The sequence below is a fragment of the Arthrobacter sp. ok909 genome, from assembly GCF_900104405.1.
Taxonomy (GTDB): domain Bacteria; phylum Actinomycetota; class Actinomycetes; order Actinomycetales; family Micrococcaceae; genus Arthrobacter; species Arthrobacter humicola.
Genome location: NZ_FNJS01000004.1, coordinates 125880 through 143540 on the forward strand (window position 1 = coordinate 125880; position 17661 = coordinate 143540).

At 70.1% G+C, this 17661-nt stretch carries 15 protein-coding genes; 10 read left to right on the top strand and 5 right to left on the bottom strand.

Going from position 1 to position 17661, the window contains the following annotated elements:
• Positions 1–24 precede the first annotated feature (24 nt).
• Together hutH and BLR03_RS05145 are read left to right on the top strand one after the other, a co-directional pair.
• Positions 25–1617 carry a histidine ammonia-lyase gene (gene hutH / locus BLR03_RS05140; RefSeq protein ID WP_091250328.1) on the top strand — a complete coding sequence of 531 codons (1593 nt, stop codon included), beginning with the start codon at positions 25–27 and terminating at the stop codon, positions 1615–1617.
• 152 nt (positions 1618–1769) lie between these two features.
• The gene (locus BLR03_RS05145) at positions 1770–2006 is read left to right on the top strand and encodes a hypothetical protein (RefSeq protein ID WP_091250330.1); all 237 of its coding nucleotides are present in this window, start codon (positions 1770–1772) and stop codon (positions 2004–2006) included.
• A gap of 188 nt (positions 2007–2194) precedes the next feature.
• Here the strand turns inward: BLR03_RS05145 and BLR03_RS05150 are convergent, their stop codons facing one another.
• Positions 2195–2731, bottom strand: a complete 537-nt coding sequence (locus BLR03_RS05150; RefSeq protein ID WP_091250332.1) for a cupin domain-containing protein — start codon at positions 2729–2731, stop codon at positions 2195–2197.
• A 79-nt stretch (positions 2732–2810) separates the two neighbouring features.
• On the opposite strand from BLR03_RS05150, the gene BLR03_RS05155 reads away from it, so the two are divergent.
• Entirely contained in the window at positions 2811–3434 is a 624-nt protein-coding gene (locus BLR03_RS05155; RefSeq protein ID WP_175460414.1) for a TetR/AcrR family transcriptional regulator, read from the top strand.
• A 3-nt stretch (positions 3435–3437) separates the two neighbouring features.
• Here BLR03_RS05155 and hutG read toward each other — a convergent pair whose 3' ends face one another.
• Together hutG and BLR03_RS05165 are read right to left on the bottom strand one after the other, a co-directional pair.
• Positions 3438–4400: a formimidoylglutamase gene (hutG, locus tag BLR03_RS05160; RefSeq protein WP_091250336.1), complete on the bottom strand. Its 963-nt coding sequence runs from the start codon at positions 4398–4400 to the stop codon at positions 3438–3440.
• Positions 4401–4596: 196 nt separating this feature from the next.
• Positions 4597–6039, bottom strand: a complete 1443-nt coding sequence (locus BLR03_RS05165) for an NCS2 family permease (RefSeq protein ID WP_091250339.1) — start codon at positions 6037–6039, stop codon at positions 4597–4599.
• A 109-nt stretch (positions 6040–6148) separates the two neighbouring features.
• Here BLR03_RS05165 and BLR03_RS05170 point away from each other — a divergent pair, with 109 nt between their 5' ends.
• Positions 6149–6766, top strand: coding sequence for a copper resistance CopC family protein (locus BLR03_RS05170; protein WP_091250342.1), 618 nt, complete (start codon positions 6149–6151; stop codon positions 6764–6766).
• Positions 6767–6830: 64 nt separating this feature from the next.
• Here BLR03_RS05170 and BLR03_RS05175 read toward each other — a convergent pair whose 3' ends face one another.
• On the bottom strand, positions 6831–7460 hold the full coding sequence (locus BLR03_RS05175; RefSeq protein WP_091250343.1) for an NAD(P)/FAD-dependent oxidoreductase: 630 nt from the start codon (positions 7458–7460) through the stop codon (positions 6831–6833).
• Positions 7461–7940: 480 nt separating this feature from the next.
• Here BLR03_RS05175 and BLR03_RS05180 point away from each other — a divergent pair, with 480 nt between their 5' ends.
• The 6 genes from BLR03_RS05180 (at position 7941) to BLR03_RS05205 (ending at position 15851) form a co-directional block, all read left to right on the top strand.
• Entirely contained in the window at positions 7941–8978 is a 1038-nt protein-coding gene (locus BLR03_RS05180; protein WP_091250346.1) for a universal stress protein, read from the top strand.
• A gap of 43 nt (positions 8979–9021) precedes the next feature.
• Positions 9022–11760: a PEP/pyruvate-binding domain-containing protein gene (locus BLR03_RS05185; RefSeq protein WP_091250347.1), complete on the top strand. Its 2739-nt coding sequence runs from the start codon at positions 9022–9024 to the stop codon at positions 11758–11760.
• Between the two features lie 36 nt (positions 11761–11796).
• Entirely contained in the window at positions 11797–12633 is an 837-nt protein-coding gene (locus BLR03_RS05190) for a hypothetical protein (RefSeq protein ID WP_091250350.1), read from the top strand.
• A 111-nt stretch (positions 12634–12744) separates the two neighbouring features.
• Positions 12745–13821, top strand: a complete 1077-nt coding sequence (locus BLR03_RS05195) for a LolA family protein (protein ID WP_091250352.1) — start codon at positions 12745–12747, stop codon at positions 13819–13821.
• Positions 13822–13861: 40 nt separating this feature from the next.
• Positions 13862–14914 carry an ABC transporter ATP-binding protein gene (locus BLR03_RS05200; protein ID WP_091250354.1) on the top strand — a complete coding sequence of 351 codons (1053 nt, stop codon included), beginning with the start codon at positions 13862–13864 and terminating at the stop codon, positions 14912–14914.
• A 103-nt stretch (positions 14915–15017) separates the two neighbouring features.
• Positions 15018–15851: an ABC transporter permease gene (locus BLR03_RS05205; protein ID WP_091250609.1), complete on the top strand. Its 834-nt coding sequence runs from the start codon at positions 15018–15020 to the stop codon at positions 15849–15851.
• A gap of 102 nt (positions 15852–15953) precedes the next feature.
• On the opposite strand, the gene BLR03_RS05210 is transcribed toward BLR03_RS05205, so the two are convergent.
• A complete protein-coding gene (locus BLR03_RS05210) occupies positions 15954–17411 on the bottom strand; it encodes a C40 family peptidase (RefSeq protein ID WP_091250356.1) in 1458 nt (485 codons plus the stop codon).
• Positions 17412–17661 lie beyond the last annotated feature (250 nt).

The following is a 17661-nucleotide window of genomic DNA, read 5'->3' on the forward strand; positions in this document are numbered from 1 at the left end:
ACACTTAGACCTAGGTAGATTTCAATGACTCTCACAACGCACGAACCGCTCACCGTCACCCTCGGCTCCAGCGGCGTCACGCCCGAGGACGTCGTCGCCGTCGCCCGCCACGACGCCAAGGTGACCATCGCCCAGGAAGCCCTGGACACCGTCGCCAAGGTCCGCGCCCACATCGACGACCTCGCCCACAGCGAGGTCCCGGCGTACGGCATCTCCACCGGCTTCGGTGCGCTGGCCAACCGGCACATCCCCAACGAGCTGCGCACCCAGCTGCAGAAGTCGCTGATCCGCAGCCACGCCGCCGGCATGGGCCCGGCCGTGGAACGCGAAGTGGTCCGCGGCATCATGTTCCTGCGCGCCAAGACCCTCGCCTCCGGCCGCACCGGCGTCCGCCCCGTGGTCCTGCAGACCATGGTGGATGTGCTGAACGCCGGCATCACCCCGGTGGTCCGCGAATTCGGCTCACTCGGCTGCTCCGGCGACCTCGCGCCGCTGTCGCACTGCGCCCTTGTCCTGATGGGCGAAGGCGAAGCGATGGGCCCCGATGGCGAGCTGTACGGCGCCAAGGGCGCGCGCCCCGTCGCCGAGCTCCTTGCCGCCCACGGCATTGAACCCGTCACCCTGGCCGAGAAGGAGGGCCTGGCGCTCGTCAACGGCACCGAGGGCATGCTGGGCATGCTGCTGATGGCCATTGCGGACATCCGCCAGCTGCTCACGACGGCGGACATCACCGCAGCGCTCAGCGTCGAGGCGCTGCTCGGCACGGACCAGGTGTTCCTGCCCGAGCTGCACGCCGCGCTCCGGCCGCACCCGGGCCAGGCTGCCTCCGCGGACAACATGCTCCGGGTCCTGTCCGACTCGCCGATCGTGGCCTCGCACCGGATCAACGACACCAAGGTCCAGGACGCCTACTCGCTGCGCTGCGCACCCCAGGTGGCCGGCGCCGTCCGCGACACGGTTGACCACGCAGCCCTGGTCGCCTCCCGCGAACTGGCCGCCGCGATCGACAACCCGGTGGTCCTGCCCGACGGCCGCGTCAGCTCCAACGGCAATTTCCACGGCGCCCCGGTGGCCTACGTGCTGGACTTCCTGGCCATCGCCGTCGCGGACCTGAGCTCCATTGCCGAGCGCCGGACCGACCGGATGCTGGACCCGGCACGCTCGCACGGACTGCCGGCCTTCTTGGCCTCGGACCCCGGTGTCGACTCGGGCCTCATGATCGCCCAGTACACCCAGGCGGGCCTGGTGTCGGACAACAAGCGGCTGGCCGTCCCGGCGTCGGTGGACTCGATCCCGAGCTCGGCGATGCAGGAGGACCACGTCTCCATGGGGTGGCACGCGGCCCGCAAGCTCCGCCGCGCCGTCGAGAACCTGCGCCGCGTCCTGGCGATCGAACTCGTGACCTCGGCCCGGGCGCTGGATATCCGCACCCAGGTCTCCGGCGGCGAACTGACGCCGGGGCCTGCGGGCACGGCCGTGATCGCCGCGCTGCGCGACGTCGTCGACGGTCCGGGCACCGACAGGTTCCTGTCGCCGGAGCTCGAAGCGGCGGACGCCCTGGTGGCGTCGGGCGCGGTCAGGGCTGCGGCCGAATCGGCTGTCGGAAATCTCGCCTGAGAAGAAACAAAGTGCACTGCAGTTGAATATTTCCCGGCGCCCTCGAAATCTTTGGCGACACGGACAGCGGGGGCCCGGGAACTGTAGTACAAATGGAAAGTCCACACCAACGAAGTTGTGGCAAAGAACACATACAAAGGGGTAGAAGTTCAATGAAAGCACGCGGCACGGTACTGTCCAGACGCCTTGCATCCGCAGCCACGGTTTCCGACTGGAGCGGCCTCCGGGTCGGCGAACGGGTCGAAATCGTCAAGCACGCACAGGTCATTGCGGCCGGTGAGGTTGAAGAAGTCTCACTGAGCGGCAACGTCCTCTGGCTGGTCCCCGCCGGGCCGTCCGAGACGCAGCTCTTCCTGCAGTCCGACGGCGTCCAGGTGCGCCGCGTCTAACACGCACAAGAAAGTCCCCGCCCTTCCCCGGCTCCGCATTGCGCGGCCCGGGAAGGGACGGGGACTTTCTGCGTTCCGGGTGGCGTTCCGGGAGGGCGATTCGACAGCCCCCGCACGGCGGGGACTGGATACGGCGGGGGCCGGGCGCTGTCCGACCCGGATGCGGCGGGCTCTGCCCCCGGCCGCGGCTAGTGCGCCGCAAATGGCGGCGGTCCCAACAGCACGATGCCGCCGTTCCTGCGGGCCGACTCCTGTACCTTGCTGAAGTCCACGGGGCCCGCCGGGGCTGAACCGTCGGCCGAGCCGCCGGACGAACCATCGGCAGAGTCGTCGGGGGAGAGCGGCGTGCTCGCATCCCAGTAGAAGGCCTCGCAGCAGCCGGGCGTGTGCAGGCAGAGCATCCGCGCGGAGTCGGACACCACCATGAACGCGTGGGGAACTCCCCGCGGCGCCACGGCGAGGCCGCCGGCGCCGATCCGGTGCTCCTCGCCGTCGACATGCATGAGGATCTCGCCCTCGAGGATGAACATCGTCTCATCCGAATCGGGGTGGCTGTGCAGCGGTGTCATCTTGCCGCCGGCCATCTGGTCCTCGAAGAGCAGGAACGCCCCGCCGGTCTCCCCGGCCCTGGCTTTCCAGGTGTGAACTCCTCCGCCGAAGAACCAGCGGCGCTCGCCCTGTCCTTTTGTCCGGATGATGGTTGCCTGGCTACTGACCGCTTCCATGGGATCGCCTCTTCGGGATCGCTTCTGAGCAATTTATGGGACTGATGTCCCATAACAAGACTGAGGTACCATGAATTCCATGTCAACCCCCTACAAGGACGCAGGCCGGACGGGCCAAAAGCGCCGCACGTTCGAGGCTCTGGTAGCGGCCGCCCGCGAGGCGGTGGCGGCGGGGGAAGCCCCGACAGTTGATGGCACCGCCGCAGCGGCCGGCGTCGCCCGGAGCACGGCCTACCGGTACTTCCCAAGCCAGCGCGAGCTCCTCGCTGCGGCCCACCCGGAAACGGTCCGGCAGTCCCTGCTGCCGGCGGACGCCCCCGAGGACCCCGCGGAGCGGCTGGACGCCGTGGTGCTGGAGTTCACCAGGCTGATCGTCAACACGGAGGCGCAGCAGCGCACCATGCTCAGGCTGTCCCTGGAACGCGACCCGGCGGAGCCGGCGCAGGCTCTGCCGCTGCGGCAAGGCCGGGCGATCGCCTGGATCGAGGAAGCGCTCGCTCCACTCCAAGAGACGTTGTCAGGTCCCGGGATCCGGGCGCTGGCCCTGGCCGTGCGCAGCGCGATCGGCATTGAGGCCCTCGTCTGGCTGACGGACATCGGCGGGCTCTCACGGGAGCAGGCCATGGCGTCGATGCGCTGGTCCGCGCAGGCACTCCTCCGGCAGGCCCTCGCGTCCGGGCCCCCGCCGGCGGCTGCCGGCTGACGCCTACCCCAGCAGCGTGTTGACCAGCCGGGCGGCCACCTTCGCGGTGCGGGCGTCGATATCAAACTCCGGGTTCAGCTCGGCGACATCCAGGTGCAGGAGCTTCCCGCTCGCCGCCACCTGCCGGCACACGGCACTGATCACCGGAAGCGGCACCCCGTACGCGGCCGGGGCGCTCACCCCGGGGGCCACCGAGGCCGGCAACACGTCCAGATCGATCGTGAGGTACAGCGCGTCCACCTGCGCCAGGAACGCCGCCACAAACGCCTGGGCGCCCTCCGCCGAGCAGTCCTCGTCTAGCAGGTAGTCCACGCCGAGTTCCGCTGCGGTCCGGAACAGCGCCCGTGTGTTGTTCGGCTCGGAAATGCCGACGACGGCGTAGCGCAGTTCGCGGCCGGCGGCGGCTTCCGCGCGGGCCATCTGCAGGAACGGCGTCCCGGAACTGGGCACGGCCTCGTCACGGAGGTCGAAGTGGGCATCGAGGTTCAGCACGCCCACTCTCAGGCCCCCGCGCACGGCAGACGATCCGGCGACGCCGAGGTAACTGGCGAACGCGGTTTCGTGGCCGCCGCCCAGCACGACCGGAAGCTGTCCGGCATCGATGAGCCGGGAGATCGCCACCCCGGCGCGTGCCTGCCCGGCCTCCAGGGACTCATCGCGCACGGTGACGTCGCCGGCGTCCAGCACGTCCCGGTCGAGGTGGAAGGCGAGCGGACCCAGAGCGGCCCTGATGGCGGCGGGGGCGGCCGCGGCGCCGGTGCGGCCCTTGTTGCGGCGCACGCCCTCATCGCTGCCGAAGCCGAGGATGACGGCGGGCCGGGTCCGGGAGGAGGCCGTGGCCGGGCATGCGGGCGGGGCGTAGGGGGCCACGGCCTGCCACCACCGCCGGTGCTCGGCGCCGTCGCCATCGAACCGCCCGGTCCAGGGCTGCGGCGGGACATCAACGGTGAGCGCAGAAGAATCCATGGTTCTAGCTCACCGCAGCCGGGACCCGAACACCAGCCGCTGCGCCCCGGGACTGTCCGGAATCCCGGAAACTCCACCCGCCGGGGGCCAAACGGTGGCGGCCAACCAAGAGCGCCGAGTTGGGATTTCGCCGCAATGTTTTCGAAAAACACTGCCGCGAAATCCCAACTCGGCGCAAGGGAAAGGCGGGAGGACCCTAGTGGATGCCGAGGGCCGCCTCGATCGGGCCGATCGCGAAGAACAGCGTGAACGCGGCAGCCACAACCCACATGAGCGGGTGCACCTCGCGGGCCCGGCCCTGGAACAGGCGGATCAGCACGAAGGTGATGAAGCCCGCGCCCAGGCCGTTGGCGATCGAGTACGTGAACGGCATGAGGGTGAAGGTCAGGAACGCCGGGATCGCGATGCCCAAGTCCTGCCAGTCGATCTTGCCGACCTGCGAGACCATCATGAAGCCGACGATCACGAGGGCCGGGGCCACGGCCTCGAATGGCACGAGGTTGATCAGCGGGGTGAAGAACATGGCCACGAGGAACAGCAGCCCCGTGACGATGGATGCCATGCCGGTGCGGGCCCCTTCGCCGATGCCGGCGCCGGATTCGACGTAGATCTGGTTCGAGGAGACGGAAGCGCCGCCGCCGATGATCGCGCCGAGGGCGTCCACCTGCAGCACACGGTCCACGTTGGGGATGTTGCCGTCCTTGTCGATCGTGCCGGCCTCGGTGGCCAGGCCCACCATGGTGCCCATGGCATCGAAGAAGATGCTGAGCAGGATCACGAAGGCCAACAGGGTGGCAGCGACGAAGCCGAGGTGCTCAAAGGCGCCGAACGGGTTGGCTTTGCCGATCAGGGACAGGTCCGGGGCGGCCCACTCGGAGAACTTGGGCGCCACAAGGGACCAGCCCTGCGGGTTGTGGGTCTTGCCGTCGAAGCTGGGACCAATGTGCAGCGTGGATTCCAGGATCACGGACAGGATGGTCGAGGCGACGATGCCGATCAGGATGGCGCCCTTGACCTTGCGGACCACCAGGGCGATGGTCAGGATCAGGCCGAAGACGAACACGAAGGTGGGCCAGCCCAGCAGCTTGCCGTCAAAGCCCAGGCCGACCGGAACGGTGGTGCCTGCGACATCCGGGATGCGGCGCACGAAGCCCGCGTTGACGAGGCCGATCAGGGCGATGAAGAGGCCGATGCCGACCACGATCGCGGTCTTGAGCCCGTCGGGCACAGCCTTGAACACGGCCGTCCGGAAGCCGGTGAGGACCAGAATCAGCATGGTGATGCCCGAGAGCATGACCAGGCCCATCATGTCCGGCCAGGACAGCCCGGGGTTGGTGGCCACCGTGACGGCGACGAATGCGTTGACACCGAGCCCGGTTGCCAGGGCAAAGGGATGCTTGGCCCACGCGCCCATGAGGATCGTGAGGATGCCGGCCACGAAGGCGGTGGTTGCGGCGACCGCGGGGAAGCCGAGCGTCGTTCCTGTCGAGTCCGGTCCGGAGAGGATCAGCGGGTTAAGCACCACAATGTAGCTCATGGCGAAGAACGTGGCGAACCCTCCGCGGATCTCGCGCGAGAAGTTCGACCCCCGCTCGGAAATCTTGAAATACCGGTCGAGTGCAGAGCCCTGCTTGAGCATTAGTCCTCCGGGAGTGATGGGTGTTGGCTAAATCCTATTGGGAGCCCCGCGGCCAACCCCTTGTTTTCGCCTAGTCTGTAAGGAAGACAACACTAGGAGTAGCCTGCCCATGCGCCCTGTCCGACACCTATTGAGTGCCCTGCTGGGCGCCGTCGTCTTTGCGGCCGTCCTGCTGGGAGCCGTCGGCCCGGCGTCGGCGCACGATACCGCGGAGTCCACGAGCCCGCCCTCCGGAGCCACCGTGGCCACCCCGCCGGACAAGGTCTCCGTCACGTTCAACCACAATCCTCTGGCCCTGGGCTCGGAGATCCTGGTCAATGACGCCACGGGCGCCAACTGGGCGGACGGTTCCGTGGAGATCGTGGACAACGTCGCTTCACAGAAACTGAAGTCCGGCGCCCCTGCAGGGCTCTACACCGTGCGGTGGCGGGTGGCCAGCTCCGACGGCCACCCGATCGAGGGCAGCTTCACGTTCACCGCCACTGCGGCAGCATCTGGCACGACGGCGGCTTCCGCAGTCCCAACGATGGGCACCGCCCAGCCGGGCGTAACGCAGGCGCCGGCCCCGGTGCCTGATGCATCGCAGCCGTTTCCCTGGAGTGTCATGGGCTTCGTCGCGGTGGGGGTCGGCATCCTGGTGGCCCTGGGCCTGATGGCCAAACGCCGCCTCACCCCGGACGCGGACAGCGACATCGTCAGCGATTCAGGCAGCGACGCCGACAGCTGAACCAAAAGCAACGCGGGGTCAGTTAAGGCCCATCCGGCGCCCGGCCACCGCTGACCCCGCGTTGCTAAGCGGGAGCCGCCAGGGCGAAGCCGCCGGGCAGGAGCGTGGGGTGGCCGTCCGGGTAGACCTTGGCGGAGATCGCCTGCCCCACCACCTTGGCCTGGCGCAGGACCTCCTTCGGTGTGGGGGTGATGAGCTCGCCGACCCCCACGAGGTACATCCCGAGGGCATGCATCGCCGTCATGAGGTTCTGTCCGGCCGCCATGCCGAGCTGCGAGAGCATGCGGCGCAGCTGGCTGTGGGCGCAGCGGGTCAGGACGAGGTGGTCGGCCAGGAGGACACCGCCGGGGGTCTGGACGGCCCACTGCTCGGTGGGGGCCCCGTCCGCCCCGGCCTCGAGGTGGTCCAGTTGCAGGGCCCGGATGTTGTTCCGCACATCGAGCTTGTGGCTTGCCGCGTAATTGCGCAGGTGCCGCAGGATTTCGTTGCGCTCCTTCAGGCTCGCGGCATCTGCCGCGTCGCAGCGCTGGAGCGATGAGGTGTTGGCCGGATGGCCGGACCCCAGAAGGTCCAGGCCGTCCACAATGATGGATGCGACGCCGCGGCGCTGGAGCTCGCTGGCCACAGCCAGCCCGGAGAGACCCGTCCCGATGACTACGGCCGTAGTCCGCTCAATCCCGCCGTACAAAGGCATGCTCGACACTGCAGGGTTCCTCCTCGAAATGGTGCCAGTCGCGGGGTGAAACCCCGGACGCTGACCGAAACCTGGTTCCGGCCGCAGCAACCCCAGTAGCTGCGTTCTGTAATGCCGGTCTCGGTTCAGCAACGCCTCGAAGGATACCCAAGATTCGCGCCGATGGATAGGGAAGGTAGGACATTGGCCGAAGTCCCGGATTTTCGCGGATTCCGTGCCGGCCGTCGTGGGGCTCCGGCCCCGAATGCCCGGGAAACCGGGCCGGGAAACAGCGTGTTAACTCTGCGTAAATCCTTCGGCCGAGGGCCGCCGGACCCGCCCGAACCGCCGTCTTGTGTGTTCGAAGTTAAGGGGGAATAGTGAGGAAAATCAGGGGTTCCTGGGCGCAGATTCGGGGCCGCCTCGCCGGTGAACGCCGGGCGCCGGTACTTCTGGCAGAATAGCCGCAACATCAGGCAAGAATCGCGAGGAGGCGGACCCATGGGCCGTGAACAGGTGCATCCGGACCCGGCAGGGGAGACCGGCGGCGAGCAGGCGCCTCCGCGTGGCATCGTGGTGGGCGTGGATGGCTCCGACCACAGCCACTGTGCCCTCGTGTGGGCAGCCCGCGAGGCCGAGCGCCGTCGCCGCCCGCTGCACATCGTGACCGCCTATTCGGTTCCGATTTTTGCCGCATCCGGGCTCGACGGCGGCTACGCCACCGTGGACGACTCCGTGATCCGCGAAGGCGCCGAAGCCATCCTCAAGCACGCCCTGGACAAGGTGGCCGGCTACAACATCGACGTCGACGCGTCCGTGGAGAACGGCGACGCCTCCGGCGTGCTGCTGGATATCAGCGAAACGGCAGAACTTCTGGTGTTCGGAACCCGTGGCCGCGGCGGCTTTGTTGGCCGGCTGCTCGGCTCCGTCAGCAGCGCGCTGCCCGCCCACGCGAAGTGCCCTACCGTCACCGTTCCGCTGATCTGCGCGGACCGCCTGGGGGAAATCACTGACGACAAGCACGTCCTGGCCGAACGGGCGAAGTCGGGCCACCAGCCTGTCGAGAACGTCGTGGTGGCCGGCGTCGACGGCTCCGACCAGGCCCGCATCGCGGTGCTGGAGGCCGCAGCAGAGGCCGAACGGCTCTCCGCCCGGCTCCGGCTGGTGTGCGCCGTGCCGCAGTACACCGGCTCACTGGCCTGGGTGCCCACCCCGATGGACCGCGATGCCTTGTTCGCGGACATCAAGGTCCAGCTCGACGCCGGCGTGGCCTGGGTGCGGAGCCACTTCCCCGGACTGGAGGTCGAGACCCAGCTCGTGGACGGTTCTCCCGTCGACATTCTCGTGGGCGCCAGCCGGCACGTGGAACTTGTGGTGCTCGGCACCCGCGGCCGCGGCGGCTTCGCCGGAATGCTGCTGGGCTCCACAACCGACGGCGTCCTCCACCACGCCAAGGGACCGGTCATGGTGGTGCCGGACCGCGACGACCCCCGGCTGGCGGACAGGGCCAGCTTCGGCCCGATGCTCGGCGACTCCTAACCGCCTGAGGCTACGGGCTCGACGCCGGAAGGACGGTCCGCACATGGAGCACCCCCGGAGGCCGGACCCGTCCGGAGACGCGGTCCTGGCCCAGGACGCACCGGTCCTGGCCTTGGAAAGTCTTGGCCAGGACATGCTGGCCGAGGCCGGCGGCAAGGCGGCCAACCTGGGCGAGCTGGCCCGGGCGAGCCTGCCCGTTCCCCCTGGCTTCTGCCTGACGACCCGGGCCTATCTGGACGCCACGGCCTCCACTGCGCTGGCGGACGTGCACCATGCCATCGCCGCAACCGCCCCCGGTGACCTGGCCGGACTGGCCTCGCTCGCCGCAAAGGCCCGGGCAATGGTGCTCGACGCCGCCGTCCCGGCCGGCATCGATGCTGCCGTGCGGGCCGCCTATGCGGCGCTGGGCGACGATACGGCGGTCGCGGTGCGGTCCTCCGCGACCGCCGAGGACCTGCCCTTTGCCAGTTTCGCCGGCCAGCAGGACACGTTCCTGAATGTGGTCGGCGCGGATGCCGTGCTGTCCGCCGTCCGGCAGTGCTGGGCCTCGCTGTGGACCGACCGCGCGGTGACGTACCGGGCGGTGCAGGGAATCGGCCCGTCCGCGGTGTCCCTCGCGGTGGTGGTCCAGCGCATGGTGGACGCGGCCGTGGCGGGGGTGCTCTTCACAGCCAACCCGGTCACCGGGCGACGGCACGAGGCCGTCATCGACGCCAGCCCGGGACTGGGGGAGGCCGTGGTGTCCGGGGCCGTCAACCCGGACCACTTCGTGATCGACGGTGCCACGGGAACGATCCTGGAGCGGCGGATCGGGGACAAAGGACTGCTCATCCGTCCCCTCCCCGGCGGCGGAACCGAGCGGGTGGCACAGCCGGGAGCCGGGTCCGGGCCAAGCCTGAACGATGCCCAGCTGGCCGTGCTGGAACTCCTGGGCCGCCGTGCCGAGGTGCATTTCGGCTCGCCGCAGGACCTCGAATGGGCCATCGGCCGGGACGGTGCCGTGTGGCTGACCCAGTCCAGGCCCATCACCACGCTCTATCCGATGCCGGACAAGCCGCCGACCGGGCCGGGGCCGCGCGTCTATCTGTGCTTCAGCCTGGCCCAGGGCCTGACCCGGCCGCTGACGCCGATGGGCCTCGCCGGCATCCGGCTGATTGCATCCTCCGTGGCGGAGGCGGCGCACTTCCCGGTGCCGGTGCCCCGGGACGGCCCCCCGCCGTACGCGGAGGCCGGACAGCGCATCTTCTTCGACCTCACTCCCGTGGTCCGGAGCAAGGCCGGGCGCGCGTTCGTCCCCCGGGTCTTCGACATCATGGAGGCGCGGTCGGCGGTTGTGCTGCGCCAGCTCTTCGCCGATCCCAGGTTCTCCGTCGTCACCAGCTCGCCGTGGCGGCTCCTGCGCCGCGTCGCCCCGGTGGCGGCGCGGGCGAGAGTCCCGGAGACCCTGGTCCGCGGCCTGCTCCGGCCCGAGGACGCGCTGCGCCGGGCCGACCGTGTGGGCGAACAGCTCAGGGCCTCCCTCACAGTGCCCGCCGCCGCCACGGCCGCGCAGCGACTGGACCACGTTGAGCGGATCCTCAGCCGGAACGTCTTTCCGGTGGTTCCCGCCCTCATGCCGCTGCCCGCGCTGGGGTTCGCGCTGCTGGCCGCGGCCGGGAAACTCGCGGGAAGCCCGGGGAACGGGGCACTGCAGGACGTCCTGCGGGGCCTGCCCAACAACGTGACCACCGAAATGGACCTCGACCTCTGGGCGCTGGCTGCCGCCATCCGGAAGGACTCCGCAGCGGCGGCGGTGTTCGGCCGGACCGCACTGCCCGAGCTGGCGCGGCGCTACCGGACAGGGGAGCTTCCCGGCGTCGTGCAGTCCGGGCTCTCCGGCTTCCTGAGCCGGTACGGCCACCGGGCCGTGGCGGAAATCGACCTCGGCATGCCCCGCTGGTCTGACGACCCGACCCACATCCTCGGCGTCCTGGCCAACTATCTGCGCGTGGATGACCCGGCGTTCGCCCCGGACCGGCAATTTGAGAAGGCGGCGCGGGAGGCGGACGCGCAGGTGGAGCGGCTTGTGGCTGCGGCGAAGCAGCGCAGCCGCCTGCGCGGAACGCTTGTCCGGGCCGCGCTGAGACGGACCCGGATGTTCGCCGGGTTGCGTGAACTGCCCAAGTACCACCTCGTGGAGGCGCTCGGCGCTGTCCGGCAGCAGCTCGCGGCGGTGGGGGCCGAACTCGCCGCAGCAGGGGTCATCGAGGCGGCGGACGATATCTTCTTCCTCGACCTGGACGAGGCGCACGCGGGCCTGGGCGGCGCCGCGCTGCGCGGGATCGTGCAGCAGCGCCGGGAGGCGTACTTGGCCGAATTGGGCCGGCGGCACATTCCGCGCGTGCTGCTTTCGGATGGCACCGAGCCCGAAGCCGTGCAGTCCGACGCCGGCAGCCGGGGTGCCGGGGACGCGGACCGATCGGCGGGGGTGCTCTCCGGGACGCCGGCCTCGGCCGGCATCGTCACTGCCCCGGCCCGCGTGATCCTGGACCCGCAGGGCGCGCACCTGGAACCGGGCGAGATCCTCGTGGCGCCATCTACGGATCCCGGCTGGACGCCACTGTTCCTGACGGCCGGCGGCCTCGTGATGGAAATGGGCGGCCCCAACTCCCACGGCGCCGTCGTCGCGCGGGAATACGGCATCCCCGCGGTGGTGGGCGTACCCGACGCGACATCGCGGATCGCCACGGGCCACGACATCACGGTCGACGGCGCCGCCGGCACCGTGACACCGGCGCCGTGATGCCGTCACGGTAGCGCTGCTCGCTACAGTGGGCCCATGAGCGAAGCACGCGGTTCGGAGGGCCAGCATCCCGGGGCAAGCGGCATGCCCTGCACGGGCGCCCCGGTAGCCGAGACCGCACCGCCCGAAACTCCTGCGCCCGAAGCCACCGCGCCGGAAACCCCCGCGCCCCAAGCCACCGCGCCGGAGGCGCACGCCCCGGAAGCTTCCGGCCGGCTCCGGTCCCCGGACCGGGATGCATGGCTGCCGGCGTGGCTCGTGGAGCATCCGCTGACGGCCGGCTGGGGGTGGGCCGGGTTCTGGGCGGCGCTGATCGTGGCCGACGAGTTCCTGGACCTGGCAGGCTGGTCCTGGTATGTGCTGGTGGCCATGGCCGCGCTGCCGACCCTGCTGGCCAGCATCGCCTTGCTGCACGCGACCCCGCGCCGGTACCTGAAACCGCGCCGGGACTCCGTGCTGGGCCACTTCTTTGTCCGCTTCCTCGCCCTGATTGCCGCGTTCCTCGTGTGGGGCGTGTCCGTGGTCATGAGCGCCTCGATCTCAACGACCCTTCAGTCGCTCGTCGGCGCGTCCGAACGCGAGGTCACCGCAGTGGGCTTCAACCTCCTGCTAGCCGCGATCCCGCTGGTGGTCTCGGTACTGTGGCTGGCGTTCATCATCCGCTGTGCCTGGTTCCTGCGGCGGCTCCGGGGCTGGAAACAAGCCCCGGAATCCGGCACCGTGCCCAAGAAGTTCCTGCGCGACAGGCCACGGCTGAAGCGGGTGGTGGTGGGCCTCGCGCATCCCGGGCTGTTGCTCGTGGCCGGCCTTGGCACCTCGGTGCTCGCGCTCCTGCTCGGCGCCGTCGAGCTGACCATCAACGTGCTGAAGTAGGACACCGCGCGGCCGGGGCCAGGCGTACTGTTGATGTATGAGCTGCACTGCTGGAGCACGCGTTCTTGAGACGCGGAATTGTGAATCACTTCTTTTTGGGGCGCGGTCACGATGACCCGCACGTGGCTGCGGTGGCTGCCCGCCGTGGCCGTTCCCGCCGTCATCGCCGCCGGTGCGCTGGCCGGATCCCTGCCCGCCAGCGCCGGGGATCCGCTGCCGCCCAAGACGCCCGAACAGGTGCTGCAGCTGATCGCCCAGCACAGCGAGCCCGCCCTCTCCGGAACCCTGGAACAGTCCTCGGAGCTCGGCCTTCCCGAACTTCCCAAGACCGGTCCAGGCGCGGATTCTTCAAGCACCGCCTGGCTCGAACTGCTGACCGGGCCGCACACCGCGCGCGTCTATCGCGACGGCCCGGACCACGCCCGCATTCAGGTGATGGACCAGCTGGCCGAACGGAACGCCGTCCGCAACGGCAACGACGTGTGGTTCTACAACTCCAAGGACAATACGGCTTCCCACGTCCAACTCCCGGCCGACGCCGGCAACGCCCACAACAGCGGCAAGGACGCCACGGCCACCCCGGACCAGCTCGCCGCAATGTTCTTGGCCAAGATCGACCCCAGCACTGACGTCACGGTGGGCGCCGACGTCCAGGTGGCAGGCCGGCCCGCGTACAACCTGGTGCTCACGCCGAAGTCCGACGCCACCCTGGTCTCGTCCATCGCAGTTGCCGTGGACGGCCAGACCGGCCTGCCGCTGGGCGTTGAGGTCAAAGCCCGCGGACAGTCGGATCCCGCCTTCCGCGTCGCCTACACGAGCCTGACCCTTGCGGCCCCCGACGCGTCCGTCTTCGCGTTCAGCCCGCCGCCGGGCGCCACGGTCAAGGAGATCCCGGTCCCGGAGCACAAGCACGGCACTGACTCCGAAAAGGCGACGCCCCCGGCCAAGGACAGCGCACGCAAGCCGGCCGTCACCGGGTCCGGCTGGGACGCGGTGGTTGAGTTCCCGGCGGGAACGCAGAAGCCGACGTCGGACGCGGCGGCACCGCTCCAACAGCTCACCGTCCCGGTCCAGGGCGGCCGGCTCCTGTCCACCGCGCTGGTGAACGTCCTGATGCTCGACGACGGGCGGATCTTTGCCGGCTCGGTGCCTGTGGAGCGGCTCCAGGCCGCTGCCGCGCAGAAGTGAATACGGGCCCGGTTTCCGGGGACCTGCCGGTGACGGCCGCGTGAGTGCCGCCGGACCGGCGGCCGAGCTGAGCACCGAGCTGAGCATCGAGACCAGGGGCCTGACCAAGCGGTTCGGCCATCAACTGGCTGTCGACGATGTCGATCTCGCCGTGCCGAAAGGGGCCGTCTTCGGCTTCCTGGGCCCCAACGGCTCGGGGAAGACCACCACCATCAGGCTCCTGCTGGGCCTGGCCTCGGCCACCGGCGGCTCCATGCGCGTCCTGGGCGAGGAGATGCCCGGGAAACTCAATGACGTCCTGCCCCGGGTCGGCGCCCTGGTCGAGGGGCCGGCCTTCTACCCCTTCCTCTCCGGCGCAGCCAACCTGCACCGCATGGACGCCGCGGATCCCTACGGTCAGGCCGCCACGCGGCGGGCCCGGGTCCAGTCGGCCCTGGACCGGGTGGGCCTGACGCACGCGGCGGACAAGAAGGTCCACGCCTATTCACTGGGCATGAAGCAGCGGCTGGGGATCGCCAACGCCCTGCTGGCGCCGCGGGACCTTCTGGTGCTGGACGAACCCACCAACGGACTGGATCCCCAGGGCACCCGGGAAGTGCGCAGCCTGGTGCGTTCGCTCGCGGCCGACGGCGCCACGGTGTTCGTCTCCAGCCACCTGCTGGCCGAAGTGGAACAGATCTGCACGCATGCGGCCATCATGAGCGCGGGACGCCTAGTGGCGCAGGGAACCCTGGCGGAGCTGCGCCGGGCGGGCCAGGCGCGGATCCGCGTGCTGACGCCGGACCCCGGCACCGCGGCGCAGGTGCTGGCCGGGCTGGGACTGACTGCCACGGTGAGTCCCGACGGCGCCGCTTCCGCGGGGCCCGACGCGGTCCTCTTCGCGCCGCTGCCTGCACCGGCGGTAGCGCCGGCCCCGGCGGCCCGGGAAACGGCAGGGGCCGTGGACGCGGGGCTGCAAGCCGTGGAACCCGAAGCCGTGGTGGCCGCCCTCGTGGCAGCGGGGGTCCGGGTCCGCGGCTTCGCGACCGAACAGGTCAGTCTGGAGGACCGCTTCGTGGCGTTGACGGGGGAGGGGTTCGACGTTGTCCAGTAAGGGCTCATCCGCGGGCGGCCCGTCGGGGGCCTCAACAGGCAGCCCGGCCGGCAGCCCAAGCGGAGCGGCGGGTGACGCCGCCACCGGCGTTACGGCGGCGAGCCTGCCAGGCCGACGCCGGTCCCTGGCCGGCGGCCTGCTGGCCTCTGAGCTCGGCCTGTTGTTCCGCCGCCGCAGGACGTGGGCCATGCTGTGCGCGCTGGCGGCCATCCCCGTCCTGATCGCCGTGGCCGTGCGGGTCTCCTCAGCCGTGCCGTCCGGCAGAGGGCCCGCCTTCCTGGACAGGATCACCCAGAACGGCCTGTTCGTAGGCGTCACGGCGATGGTGGTCTCCGTACCGCTGTTCCTGCCGCTGACTGTCGGTGTGGTGGCCGGAGACACGATCGCCGGCGAGGCCGGGCAGGGAACGCTCAGGTATCTGCTGGTGGCTCCGGCCGGGCGGGTCCGCCTGTTGCTCGTCAAATATGCCGGCGCGGCCCTGTTCGTGGTCGTTGCCCCGCTCGTCGTGGCACTGGTCGGAGCAGGCATCGGCGCGGCGCTCTTCCCCGTGGGACCCGTGACCCTGCTATCCGGCGACACGATCGGTACCGGCGAGGCCATGCTCCGGCTGCTGCTGATCGCCGCTTATCTGGCGGTTTCGCTGCTGGGGTTGTCCGCGATCGGATTGTTCATCTCCACCCTGACGGACGTTCCGGTCGGGGCCATGGCGGCTACCGTGGTGCTCTCGGTCGTTGCGCAGGTGTTGGACGCGCTGCCGCAACTTGAATGGTTGCATCCCTGGTTGTTCAGCCACTACTGGCTGGACTTTGGCGATCTCCTCCGCCAGCCGCTCTCCTGGGACTCTTTCGCCGCCAACGCCGTCCTGCAGGCCGGCTACGTCGCCGTCTTTGGTGCGCTGGCCTACGGCCGGTTCATCACCAAGGACGTGCTCTCCTAGTTCCGGGACCCGGACCTCGTGTCTCAAAACCCGGGGCCCAAGGGCGTGGCCCCACGAGCGGGACCAACCGAAGGGCCCCGCCAGCGGGCCGAGTAGCGGCACTCAGTAGCGGGCCGCGTAACCGTAGAGCTGCATCCCGGACATGGCGGCCACATCGGTGACGGTGATGCCGGCGTCGGGATTGAGGGCCTGGACCACGCGGCCGCCGCCGAGGTAGATGGCCACATGGTAGAACCCCGGAGGTGAACCCCAGACGAGCAAGTCGCCGGGACGGGCCTGGGAGAGCGGGACGTGGACCGGGGCCTGCGCGAACTGCTGGGAGGCCGTGCGCGGCAGGTACTTGCCGGCCGCGGCGAATGCATTTTGTACCAGGCCCGAGCAGTCAAACCCGTAGGCTCCGGTGCCGCCGTACTGGTAGAAGTACGGCGATCCGGTCTTGCCAAGCGCCACCGAAATGGCCGTCTGGTTTGACCCGCCGGCAATCGGTGCGGGGACCGGCGCCGGGACGGGCACAGGAACCGGAACGGGTACCGGTGCCGGGGCCTGAACGGGCTCAGGAGCAGGAGCAGGAGCGGGCTCCGGCGCGGCAGCGGGCGGCGCCTCGACCGGGGCGGGGGCCGGCGCGGCCGGCTGCGGGGCGGCCGAACCGCCTCCTCCCGGTGATGCCGGGTCCGGCTGGGAACCTGCAGCAGGCTGGGAGCCCGTGCCCGGCTGCGGGGCGGAGCCGGCAGCGGCGGTCAGAGCCGCCAGCCGTTCCTGCTGGCGCTGCCGGTCGAGGGCGTCCACCCGGGCCGACTCCAGCGCCGCGGTGGTGTTCCTGAGGCTTGCCAGCTGGTCCACCAGGGCGGACCGCTGGGCTTTGGCATCCGCCACGGCCTGGCGCTGGGCAGCTGTCGCGCGGTCGGCGTCGGTCTTGCGGGCTTCCGCCGTCGTGGCCGCCTCGTCGGCGGCGCGGTTGGCATCTGCCGCGGCCTCCGTCAACGACTGCGCGGCGGCGGCCGCGGTTTCCGCGGACTGGAAGGCCCGTGCGCGTCCGGCCGTCACGGCCTCCAGGGTGGCGGCATCTTCGAGCGCCTGCCCGGTGCCACTGACAAAGCTGCTAAGGGCCGGATTCAGGCCGCCGTTGCGGTACAAATCGCCGGCCAGCTGGCCGACCTGCTTGCGGGTCTTGGCCTGCTCGGCCCCGGCGGCGGCAGCCCTGGCTGCTGCGACGGTTGCCGCGTCACGCCGCGTGGCGAGCTCCACGAGGGCCTCGCCGTAGGCGTTGTTCGCCTGCAAGGATGCGCCGAGGCTGGTTTCCTGGGCGGCCGAGGCATCGGCCAGGAGCCCGTCGATCCTGGTGACCTCCGCCGCCGTCGCGCTTTCGCTGGACTTGGCGGCGGCAATCTCTTCCGGCGAGGGGATCTCCTGCGACGCCGGAACCCGTCCGGCGGCCGGAAGGGCTCCATGCCCCTGCGCAAGAGTCGGGGCAGAGGCCTGCGCCGGGAGCGCGAGCGTTCCAAGGAGGACGACGGCGGTGCACAGCACAGCCGTCTTGCGACCGGATCCGGTCCAGCTCATGGGCAAACCTCGCTGAAGTCTCAGGCTGGAATGAGCGAGGTTGGATTTGGCACGTGAAGAAGCCCCTCTGCGGATCACCCAGCAGGCATGAGGCTACGTGCCAAAGACCACTTTGGCAACACGAGTCACACCAACAACATAAACAACATTGGTGTCATTTAGCCACGTTTGCGCGGGGTGTGTCTGGCCGGAGGGCAGGTCATCGGCGGGGCACCAGCCGGGCCGGGCCGGGCCGGGCCGGGGCAGCGCA